At 62.2% G+C, this 11,122-nt stretch carries 7 protein-coding genes and 1 pseudogene; 6 read left to right on the forward strand and 2 right to left on the reverse strand.

Annotation, left to right across the window (positions count from 1 at the left end; all coding sequences use genetic code 11):
* Positions 1 to 352: very short patch repair endonuclease (locus D9599_RS15290; protein WP_232480544.1), on the reverse strand; the 352-nt coding region annotated here is incomplete at its 3' end.
* Positions 353 to 589: 237 nt separating this feature from the next.
* On the opposite strand from D9599_RS15290, the pseudogene D9599_RS32450 reads away from it, so the two are divergent.
* The 6 genes and pseudogenes from D9599_RS32450 to D9599_RS15315 all read left to right on the forward strand — a co-directional run.
* Positions 590 to 802: pseudogene (locus tag D9599_RS32450) on the forward strand (ankyrin repeat domain-containing protein); the annotation flags it as partial.
* 183 nt (positions 803 to 985) lie between these two features.
* Positions 986 to 3,016 (forward strand): sigma-70 family RNA polymerase sigma factor, encoded by a 2,031-nt coding sequence (locus D9599_RS32280; protein ID WP_309228636.1) that lies wholly within the window; start codon positions 986 to 988, stop codon positions 3,014 to 3,016.
* Between the two features lie 50 nt (positions 3,017 to 3,066).
* Positions 3,067 to 4,530 carry an ATP-binding protein gene (locus D9599_RS15300; RefSeq protein WP_198382153.1) on the forward strand — a complete coding sequence of 488 codons (1,464 nt, stop codon included), beginning with the start codon at positions 3,067 to 3,069 and terminating at the stop codon, positions 4,528 to 4,530.
* 6 nt (positions 4,531 to 4,536) lie between these two features.
* Entirely contained in the window at positions 4,537 to 7,395 is a 2,859-nt protein-coding gene (locus D9599_RS15305; RefSeq protein ID WP_198382154.1) for a Z1 domain-containing protein, read from the forward strand.
* Complete coding sequence (locus D9599_RS15310) at positions 7,379 to 8,398, forward strand: PD-(D/E)XK motif protein (protein ID WP_198382155.1); 1,020 nt, start codon at positions 7,379 to 7,381, stop codon at positions 8,396 to 8,398. Before D9599_RS15305 ends, D9599_RS15310 begins: the two co-directional genes overlap by 17 nt.
* Positions 8,395 to 10,182: an AIPR family protein gene (locus D9599_RS15315; RefSeq protein ID WP_198382156.1), complete on the forward strand. Its 1,788-nt coding sequence runs from the start codon at positions 8,395 to 8,397 to the stop codon at positions 10,180 to 10,182. Before D9599_RS15310 ends, D9599_RS15315 begins: the two co-directional genes overlap by 4 nt.
* A 459-nt stretch (positions 10,183 to 10,641) precedes the next feature.
* Here the strand turns inward: D9599_RS15315 and D9599_RS15320 are convergent, their stop codons facing one another.
* Complete coding sequence (locus D9599_RS15320) at positions 10,642 to 11,082, reverse strand: helix-turn-helix transcriptional regulator (protein ID WP_309228637.1); 441 nt, start codon at positions 11,080 to 11,082, stop codon at positions 10,642 to 10,644.
* Positions 11,083 to 11,122: the final 40 nt, after the last annotated feature.

The following is an 11,122-nucleotide window of genomic DNA, read 5'->3' on the forward strand; positions in this document are numbered from 1 at the left end:
TAGCATCGGCTTTTACTTCGTGCTCCCAAATGCGGAGTACGCGCCAGCCCTCAGCCCGGAGACGCTTAAAATTTCGGAGGTCCCTCTGGCGGTTGGCCTCGATCTTGGCCTCCCACTTCACGGAAAGCTTGTCCCTCCAGTCCCGGAACCGCCAGCCGTGCCAGAAGTCTCCGTCCACGAAAACCACCACCCCATGGCGCCGGAAGACGAAATCTGGGCGTCCCGGGAGATCCCTTGCATGCGACTCGTATCGGAAGCGGGTCGGCCTCAGAGCGGCTGCCATGGCCAGCTCGGGACCGGTGTCCTTGCCCCGAATGCGGGCCATCACAGCCGACCGCTTCTCCGGGGACATGATGTCCCCTCGATGTCTTCTGGCAGTCATTTCAGGACGATAGGTCTGGGCATGGAGTCTTGCAGGGGGGGTGGTTCTTGGCTCGGCTTCATACCAGAATATGCCGTTTCCCCACTTTTGTTGCACGATTATAGATGCGATAATGACTTAGCGTAGTGGATAAATCCGTCCAGAACGATCCAGTTGAGCAAAGAAGCCTCTCTCAGCACCCTCTTCCGCCTGACGCTAGCGTCGGGTGTGCCCGCAGCAGTAGCGTTCCATCTGAAGCGTGGCGCACCCTTGAACGGCCGGGACGGAAAGGGCCGCAGCCCTCTGATCCTGGCGGCAATGCGTGGACATGCTGAAGTTTGCCGACTTCTGCTTGAGGCTGGCGCCGATACTACTACTCGGGATGACGACAACCAAGACGCGCTCGCAGCTGCACAGTCCGCCGGGCACTCCCCTGTTGTCGCACTGATCTCAAGGTACCAGGGCGCCAGTGCGGCGAGCACATTGGAACAAGCCCCGCCGCCAGAGATTCAGCTCTGCGAGCCATCCCAGGAATGCACTGCAAATCCTGAACCGCTAGACTGCCCTCGGGTCCTTTCGGAAGACAACCGCCCTTGCTCAGGCAGCAGTCCGGAAGGGGATAATGTGCCTGCTGCTACGCTGCCGGCGCTGGATATCAAGGTTGCAAGTACTGATCCGGTAGAGACTATCGAGGAGAGCCACACGGCGGAAATCGCCGATGAGTGGATCGTGGATGATGGAGCGCAAACCGCCGCCCCGCCAGCCGAAGAGACGCCCGAAGTGGAGCCCGTAGCAAGCCAAGGCACGATAGCCGCGCCTCCATTACTGGCCGAGCCATCAAGTGCGGCAGTTGGATCTTCCGCTGCGGATCAGCAGTGGGAACCCGAGCTTGAGCCTCTGCTACTCATTTCGGCGATCGGCGTTGAGAGGGCGGCGGCCGCACTTGATGCTCAGCTGACCAGTCACACCGCGTCCATCTCCGATCAGGACTGGGCCGACACAGACCTGGAGCTGCCTGGGGTCGCGCCGACGTGGCTGGCCCTGTTCGCAGAGGGGTTCGATGGGCACCGTGCGGTCGTGCATCTGCTGGAGGCGGCGTTCCGCCATGGATGGGTGCCGGAGGAAGCGCTTGATGATCTGACGGTGCACGCCGCAACACGCGGAAAGGAAGAGGCTGTAACCGTCGCTCTCCGTGCCGTGCTCAGTGACCTTGGCGTACTGGTCCAGCGGGAACACGCGCTTGATCTGTCGCGGGATGCTGATGATGACTCGGCAGCGGGCAGTTCCTTCCTTCACAGATCGGACATTGCCGACACACTCGAACTCCTCGACGGCATGGCTGGAGCCTTTCCTGACGCGGAGAGCCTGCTACTGGAGGAGGCGTCGCGCGCACGCATCGCCTCCGCCTCCGAGGAGGTGCGCCTGTTCCGGGAATTGGCGTCGGCTCGTCGGGATCTGCTGAAGCTGGCAGCTCCTTGCGCCTCTACCCCGGCCACCCTGCAGTCCTGGGCCGACCGGCTGGATGCTGGCCTTCTCGTGCCAAGGGAAGTTTCGGACGTGGACTGGACTGCAATCGAGGAGGACGTTGACGATTCCTCGGATCAATTCAGGGAGGAGGACAGTTCGGCGGCTAAGGGGCTGGCGGCTTGCCTGAGGGAAGCTGCCCAGAGAGACGCGGAGGCGGGAGATATGGTGCGGAGCTTGTCGGCGATGGCGCTGACAACCCGCCGCCTACTAGAGCTGGCCGAACGCGCTCTTCCTAAAGGAAGGCGATCTGCACCCCGACGCCGCAAAGCGCCGAACTGCATTGAGGAGAACACGCCGCAGGGTCTCCACCTACTGCGCCGTGTCACCGCGAGCCTCCAGGCATCCGGATCCGAGACTGCGATAGAGTCGGCACTGGAACGGTACCTTGTTCTGAGAGAGATGATCGTCAAAGCGAACCTGCGTCGCATCGTCTGGCACGCGCGACGATACGCACGCCCTGCGGTGCCTTTCCTCGATCTCGTTCAGGAGGGCCAGATCGCCCTACTCAGGGCGATCGACAAGTATGATGTCGAGCGCGGATTGCGCTTCGGTACCTACGCAACGTGGTGGATCCGACAGTCGATGAGCCGTTGTACGCAGGACACTGGCCGAACAGTCCGCGTCCCCGTCCACCTGCTGGAGCGTATGGCCAAGACACGGCGGCACGCCGATGCCTTCAGGGTTAAACATGGCTTCGAGCCATCGGCCCTCGACCTCGCGCAGGTGACGGAACTGGATGTGCGGGCAGTGGAGCGGGCTCTCGCTGCCGAGCGTGAGATCATGCCCTTGGAGGAGGCTGCAGGTCTGTCCGCCGTGGCGGATCATGAGCTGGGTTTGACCAGGGAAGCCTGCGTTCCGGAACTTATCGATCCTGAGACACCTCTTGCGACCGTTCTTCAGAACGATTTGAGACTTGCCTTGCTTGAGGCGTTGCAGAAGCTTGACCAGCGGGCAGCACGCATCCTGGACCTGCGCTTCGGCATCACCGATGGCCATCCTCTCACACTGGAGGAGGTGGGGCAGTTGTACCGGGTGACCCGCGAACGGATTCGGCAGATCGAGGCAAAGGCACTCGATCGGCTGCCCCGGCACCTTCCCTCGCGCCACTTCGAGAGCATGGTCCCATGACAGGGCAGCCAAGCCAGAGGAGGATCGCCGCTCCACCGCGGGCTACAGCGATGATCGAAGCCTTGCGAGGCCTGGGCTACTCGACTTCGACGGCCTTGGCAGACCTGATAGACAACAGCGTAGCTGCGGGCGCTTCGCAGGTGGACGTCTTCTTCACCTGGGCGGGAGCCGCATCACGCGTGATCATAGCCGACAATGGCAGTGGTATGACGGCTGATCAGCTTGAGAAGGCCATGCGTCTCGGTGATCGAAGCCCGCTCGAGCCGCGGCTGCCGGGCGACCTGGGGCGGTTCGGCCTCGGGTTGAAGACCGCGTCCTTCTCGCAGTGCCGGCGACTGACCGTCGTGTCCCGCAGGCATGGGACAACGGCGTGCCTGCGATGGGACCTTGACGAGATCGCAGCGGCGGGAGGACAGGACTGGGAGCTGCTCGAAGGTCCGGCGCCCGGTTCCGACGACCTGCTGACGCTCCTGGCCTCCACCGGCCACGGCACGCTCGTCGCCTGGGAAGTTCTCGACCGCCTGCTGACCCCCGGATTCCGCGAGCAGGACCTGCTCGACCTCATGGACCGGGTCGAGCGCCATCTGTCCATGGTCTTCCACCTCTACATGGAGGGGCTTCGACCACGTCTTCGCATCACGCTGAACGGGAGCCGCGTGAAGCCGTGGGATCCCTTCATGACGGACCATCGCGACACTTGGTCGTCTCCCGAGGAACGCTTCCCCAGTTCTTCCGGTCCTGTAACTGTCCAGGCTCATGTCCTGCCCCACAAGGATCGGCTGGATGCAAGATCTTACGAAGATGCTGCCGGCCCTGACGGATGGACGGCACAGCAGGGCTTCTATGTCTACAGGCAGGGACGCCTTCTCCTGGGAGGATCCTGGTTGGGGCTCGGACGCGGGCGGTCGTGGACGAAGGAGGAGGCTCATCGGCTCGCACGCATCCGCGTGGAGATCGGGAATGCCTCTGATGCTGCATGGAAGATCGACATCCGGAAGTCGACGGCCCGACTTCCGGTTGAGGTTCGATCGAAGCTGACCGCCCTCGCCGAGGATACGCGAAACCGCGCACGTCGTGTCTTCGCGTGGCGCGGCAAGACTCTCACTGGTCGGGTGAGTGGACAGCCAGTTGTCCAGGCCTGGGCGGCGATACACAATTCCGACGGCATCCGGTACCGGATCGATGAGCATCATCCCGCCGTGGCGGCGGTCCTCCAGCAGGCTGATGAGCTTGCTCCTCTTGTGCGCGCCATGCTCCGGGTCGTGGAGGAGACGGTGCCGGTCCAGCGCATCTGGCTGGACACGGCGGAGGCCAAGGAGACGCCCCGTACCGGCTTCACAGCTGGTCCGCCAGCCGAGCTCCACCAAGTGCTGGATGTCATGTACCGGAACCTCGTCCGTCGGCGTGGACTGACGTCTTCCGAGGCCAGACAGCGTCTTCTACTGGCAGAGCCCTTCGACGCGTACCCCGATGTTGTTGCCGCTCTTCCCGACCTCCCTCCGATCGAGACCTGACCCGCCATGGATGCAGTACCGGAAAGCCATGCCCAGAAGGTGGTGAAGTTCGTACAGGAGCTTCTGCTCGACGAACCCGACAGAAGCCGTATCGGCCCGACGCTGATTGGCGAGCAGATCGATGTGGTGCTGCGAATGAAGCCGGCCTGGGGAGAGGGGCTCGACCGGGCTGCCATAACGGAGGAACTCGTCCGCCGCTTCAGTATGTGGATCGGGCGTGACGGAGCCCTGAAGGATGAGGCCGGACATATCGCTTGGCTTGATGCGGAGAGGAAGCACGAATGGCGCCTGTGGCGGCGCTATCGCGAGTGGCTCGAAAGAGATCTTCCTTCGGAAGCGCTTGATGCTCTCGACCGATCCACCGACGGCATTCTCGGCTTGCTGGAGGATCCACAGAGATCAGGCGACTGGGATCGTCGAGGCTTGGTGGTGGGGCATGTGCAGTCGGGGAAGACCGCCAACTACACCGGCCTGATCTGCAAGGCGGCGGACGCCGGCTACAAGATCATCATCGTCCTTGCCGGACTGCACAACAATCTCAGGTCCCAGACGCAGATGCGGCTAGACGAAGGCTTCCTCGGTTATGCGACGGCACCGTCGCCTGGCGATACAACGACGATTGGCGTCGGAGAGATCGACGGCGATCCATCCATCCGTCCCAATTACGTGACCAACCGCACGGACAAGGGTGACTTCTCGACACGGCTGGCTGGCAGCCTGGGCATCAGTCCCGAGCAGCGGCCGTGGCTCTTCGTCGTGAAGAAGAACAAGACCGTCCTGACCCGTCTCCTGTCCTGGGTCCAGAACCATGCTGCCGACAGTCGGGACCAGGAGACCGGGCGGAGACTCGTCACGAAACTGCCGCTGCTGCTGCTGGATGATGAAGCGGACCATGCGTCGGTGGATACTGGTGAGCAGGTATTCGACGAGCAGGGACGTCCGGACGAGGAACACTCGCCGACCGTCATCAACCGCCTTGTCCGGCGCCTGCTCCACTCCTTCACCCGGGCGGCCTATGTCGGCTATACGGCGACACCGTTCGCCAACATCTTCATCCACGATCGCGGCCACACGCGTGAAGAGGGTCCGGACCTCTTCCCGAGCTCGTTCATCGTCAATCTCGCAGCCCCGTCGAACTACGTCGGTCCGGCGAAGATCTTCGGCCTTCGTGGAGCCACGGGCCGCGAGGGAGGCCTCCCCCTGGCCCATGAAGTCTCCGATCAACAGGGCGAGGCAGAAGGCTCCGGCTGGATGCCGCAAGGCCACAAGAGCCACCACCGGCCGAGTGCCGACGAGTTGCCCGGATCGCTGCACGAGGCCATCCTGTCCTTTCTGCTCGCCTGTGCCGCCAGAAAGGTCCGCGGGCAGGGCCAGCGTCACAGTTCGATGCTCATCCACGTCACCCGCTTCACTGCCGTCCAGGCCGAGGTCCATCGGCAGGTCACGGAGATTGTTCGGAGCATTTCCCAGCGCCTCCGGCGGGGGATCGGCAGCGAGAAGCTGCTGGCGGATCTCCACGCGCTCTGGGACAAGGACTTCGTGCCCGTCACGGCGATGATTGCCGAACGCGGCGACGATCCATCGATTAGTCCCATGGCATGGGAAGCAATAGCTGCCGTCCTCCCGGATGTGGTCGCCGACGTGAACGTCCGGATGATCAACGGCACGGCGAAGGATGCCCTCGACTACGCCGACAATTCAGGTCGCGGCCTGAAGGTCATCGCCATCGGGGGTGATAAGCTGGCCCGCGGCCTTACCCTGGAAGGTCTCTGCACGAGCTACTTCCTGCGTGCCTCGCGGATGTACGATACGTTGATGCAGATGGGGCGCTGGTTCGGCTACCGGCCTGGATACCTCGACCTTTGCCGGCTCTACACGACATCCGACCTCATCGAATGGTTCGGCCATATCGCCGACGCGTCAGAGGAACTCCGGGAGGAGTTCGACATGATGCAGGCCAGCGGCGGCACTCCGAAGGACTACGGCCTTAAGGTCCAGTCGCACTCGGTGCTGATGGTGACATCACGGCTCAAGATGCGTGCGGCCAAGACAATGATGCTGTCCTTCAGTGGACAGGTTGTGGAGACGGTCGCCTTTCATCGCGACCCGGCAATCCTCAGCTCCAACCTCAAGGCGCTCCGGTCGCTTGTGGAGGAGATGGGCAGTCCGACCGAGATGTCACCGATCCGGCGTACGAGACCGGACACCCGGCAGGAATGGGAAGGCGCGCTCTGGGATGCCGTGCCCGCGCAGCGGATCGTTACCTTCCTTGCGAACTACAGGACCCATCCCGAGGCCCACAAGACGAGTGCCGCGCACCTTGCCGAGTTCATCGAATCAATGGCGCGCACCGGTGAACTGACGTCGTGGACCGTTGCGATACTTGGTGGCGGCGATCGCCGCTCTATCGATTTGGGACGCGGTATCTCGGTCAAAATGCCGATGCGTACGAAGCGGCCCCACATCCCCGCCAATCTCGACCGCTTCTCGATTGGCCGCCTCCTGGCACCACGTGATGAGGCGATCGATCTCGGGGAAGAGGCATGGGCCGCCTCCCTTACATTAACTCGTGAGATGTGGCGCGCGGATCCAGGGCGCTCACAGGGTCAGGAACCTGATGCGCCAAGCGGCGTCGCCATCAGGCGCATCAGAGGTTTCGGAGCAGCCGGCGTCTCGGCCCGGCCAGACAAGGGCCTGATGCTCCTCTACGTGCTGGACCCGCAGAAGACTGATGTGGAATTCTCCGAGGATGTGGAAGGCGTGGTCGGGCTCGGCATGAGCTTTCCAGGCAGCCGCTCAGGCGTGAAGGTGGCCTACGTGGCAAACAACGTGCTCTGGGAGCAGGACTATGGCTCCTCCGAGTGACCCGCTTCGGCTGGCCGAAGCTTGGCGTGCACTGGCCGGTCTCGATGGCGAGGCAGGATGGCGCAGCACCTATCTCGCCACTATCGGGTCCTGCCGAATCATGGCGGCGCGGCACATGCCGGATGATCGTGAGGGGTTACTACTGGGCTTCCAGGACGTCAGGCCACCCTCGACGTCCGAAATGCCTGCAGGACGTGGCTTCCACGTCGAGATCGTGCGCGAGCCCGCACTGCCACGCCTCGTATTCATTGCCCTTGCACGGCAGCCAGGGGCGCCGCTCGACCTCTTCGGGGCGATGGCACAGGATCTCCTGTCCTTAATCCGCTCGGAAGAAGGCACGCATAATGCACAGGTCGTCATGGCCTGCGTGGTCGCAAGGATAAGGGCTTGGCAGGATTTTATGCTGAAGGACCGTAGTGGCGTCCTGAGCAAGGAGGACGAGATCGGCCTGCATGGAGAGCTGCACATCCTAACCAAATTGGCCGAGGATCTCCAGGATCCCATGGCGGCCGTGAGCGCCTGGGAAGGTCCCATGCGAGGCCTGCACGACTTCGTGCTCCAGGTTGGAGCGATCGAGGTCAAGTCCTCGGTCGCGGTCACCGGCTTCAGGGCGACCATCTCGTCGCTGGACCAGCTCGACCAAGCAGTACGGTCGCCCCTGCACCTAGCGGCGGTCCGCCTGAGGGATGATCCCGTGGGCCTGTCGCTGCCGGAGCAGGTGGCTGCGACCCGCGCACTGCTGTCCGGATCTCTCGAGGCGGTATCTGCCTTTTCCCACAGACTACTCCGTTATGGATACATCGAGGCGATGACGTCGCACTACTCGCGTCGTCTGAAGCTTGATGATGTGCGCCTCTTCAAGGTCGCTGATGGCTTTCCGGCCTTGACTGTTAGAGCGGTGCCGCGAGGCGTCATCTCGGCTTCCTATGTCATTGATCTCGATGTTTCCGGTCTCACTGCCGTCACCCTCTCCGATGTTCTGCAGGATGCAAGCTGGCCATGACGCTTGACGAATTTCTTGGTCAGCTCCAGGCCGACATCCGCGAGCGGATGGAGAGCGGCGACGCACCGCCGTACAGCGAGATGGTCTTCGCTGAGCATGTCATGGACCACATGGCCGAGATCGGCATGACGTCGGATCCTGTCACCTGCCACTACGATGCAATGGTTGATCGGACAAAGCTGAGGCTGAGCGGCTATGCAGTCAGCAGGGACGACGAGCAGCTCGATCTTTTCGTGAGCCTCTACTCCGGCAGTGAGAAGCCGCTACCGATCCCCGACAACGAGACGACCCAGGCTGCCACTCGCTGCCTCGCGTTCCTGACGAAATGCGCGGAAGGCCGTTTGGCCTCGCGCATCGACGCAGCCAATGACGCCCATGAGCTGGCGCAGATTATCGAGATGATCTTCCCGAAGCTCGACCACATTACGGTGCACGTCCTGACGGATCGTGTTGCCAAGTCAAAGAGCTTCAAGAGCAGAGAGGTTAATGGGAAGACCGTCCGTCTTGAGGTCATGGATGTTGAGCGGCTGTACCGGCATCTTTCGGAGGGAAAGCCAAGGGACGAGATGATCCTGGATTTCAAGACCTTGTCCGGTTCGCCTCTGCCTTGCGTCCTTCTCCCGGGTGAGGACACCGTCTACAGCACTGCCTTGGCTGCCATCCCTGGTGAGGCGCTCCGACTGACATACGAGAAGTTCGGTGCCCGCCTGCTCGAAGCCAATGTGCGCTCCTTCCTGAGCGCCACGAACAAGGTGAACCGTGGCATCCGTGACACCCTGAGGTCTGCGCCGGAGCATTTCGTCGCGTTCAATAACGGCATTGTCGTGATAGCGGATGCCGCGGGCTACGAGGTGACGCCGGAGGGTGGACCAGGCATCGCATGGCTTCGCGGGGTGCAGATCGTCAACGGTGGCCAGACCACGGCATCCATCTATTTCACGAAAAAGAAGACTCCAGACGTCGACCTTCGTCGTGTTCGGGTTCCAGCGAAGATCATCATCGTCGGTAGCGAGGACGAGCAGGGTGATAGTGCGAGGGAGGTTCTTGTCGCGAACGTCTCCAGGTTTGCCAACAGCCAGAGTGCAGTGAAGGTTTCAGACCTGTCAGCGAACCGTCCCTTCCATCGAGACCTCGAGCGACTGACACAGGCAACCTACTGCCCGGACGGTGTGACCAGATGGTTCTACGAGCGTGCAGCGGGTAGCTACAACGTAATGCTGTCCCGCAAAGGTGACACGCCGCCTCGGCTCAAGAAGCTGAAGGTGGAGTTCCCGCCGACGTACAAGGTCAACAAGACAGAGCTCGCCAAGTGCCTGATGGCATGGGCCGGCTATCCGGACATCGCCAGTCAGGGCCTGCAGAAGAACTTCGAGAAGTTCAGTGCACTGCTCGACGAGGACGAAGGTGCGAGGCGATGGCCACTGGTGAACGCGGCCGACATGAAGCGGATCATCGCACAGGTCATCATCTTCAGGGCTGTGCAAAAGGTGGTTCGCCCACTGTTGCCGGCTTTCCAGGCCAATGTCATCGCCTATACCGTCGCATTGATGGGGCAGCGCCTGAAGGACAAGATGGATCTCGACCGTATCTGGGCGGATCAAGTTCTCGCACCTCCATTGATGGCGTTGGCCGCCGAGTGGGCCCGGCATGTGGACAAGGCGCTGCATGAATCGGCAGCAGGCCGGATGGTTTCGGAGCGGGCAAAGAGGCCCGAGTGCTGGGAGCAACTCCGGTCCATCACCATGCCGATGCCGCAGGAGGAAGTGAGAGCACAAAGCGCCTGATGAACGTGGCGAGCGTTAGAGCCCGTTTTGCTTTGTTGAAAGGCTCAGCAGTTTCGGCGAGGTGCATGAGGTTGCCATCTCCAAGCCCTCCACGATTTCGCCGATCTTACATGACCGGTGGGCCCTTTCTAAAGTTGCAGGTCAGACGAGCCCCATTACCAAGCGAGGCTCTCCGACGTCGTTAGGCTGGCTGCACGGCCCGGAGTCTAGCCTCCTCGAAGGCAGCTGCCGCGGCGTTGAAGGCGATAGCGGGGCCAGCCAGCGGTCTGACCATCATGATCGACGGCTTCCCCATACGGGCCCAGTAATCGCCCTCCATGACTGCGAGCCATCCCGACGCGCCCTGGGCCGCCAATGCGCGTTCTGCGGTTGCTACCTCCTCTCCCGACGGGTCACTGTGACGTCCTAGGGTCACGTGACGGCCATCCGTACCCAACACTATCCAGCGGCGCTCGTGGCTCATACTGCTTCGAACTCCAGCGCGATGTCTTCGGACGACAGCAAGATGTTGCGTCGGATGTCCACGACGTTTGGGGCGCATCCGCGCAAGGTGGGCCATCTCTCTTTGGCCCATGCAACCGCCTCGTCAGACGTTCGAAACCACTTCCTTTGCAAGGCTGCCGCCCGGTTACCCTCGCTGACGCCAATGAAGTCTGGATTCCAGAATAACTGCACCCCGCCGCGGAGCCTCACGCCCGGAGTGTCACCACCCGTGAACTCTACTCCTGCAGCCTCAAGGGCGGCCTGCATAGCATCCAGACTGGCGCGCGTCGGAGCCCGTCGGCCAGCCTCGAAGTCCTTCACTGTGCTGAGCGACACGCTTGCAGCCTCGGCTGCCTGGGCCTGCGTCCAATCTAGCAGTGCGCGGCCTGCGCGGATTTGTTCGGGCATTGCTTCCATGGTCGATACGCCATCTCCAACTATTTTAGTTGGCACACGA

Origin of the sequence: Roseomonas sp. KE2513 (assembly GCF_016107305.1) — a bacterium.
Lineage (GTDB): Bacteria > Pseudomonadota > Alphaproteobacteria > Acetobacterales > Acetobacteraceae > Roseomonas.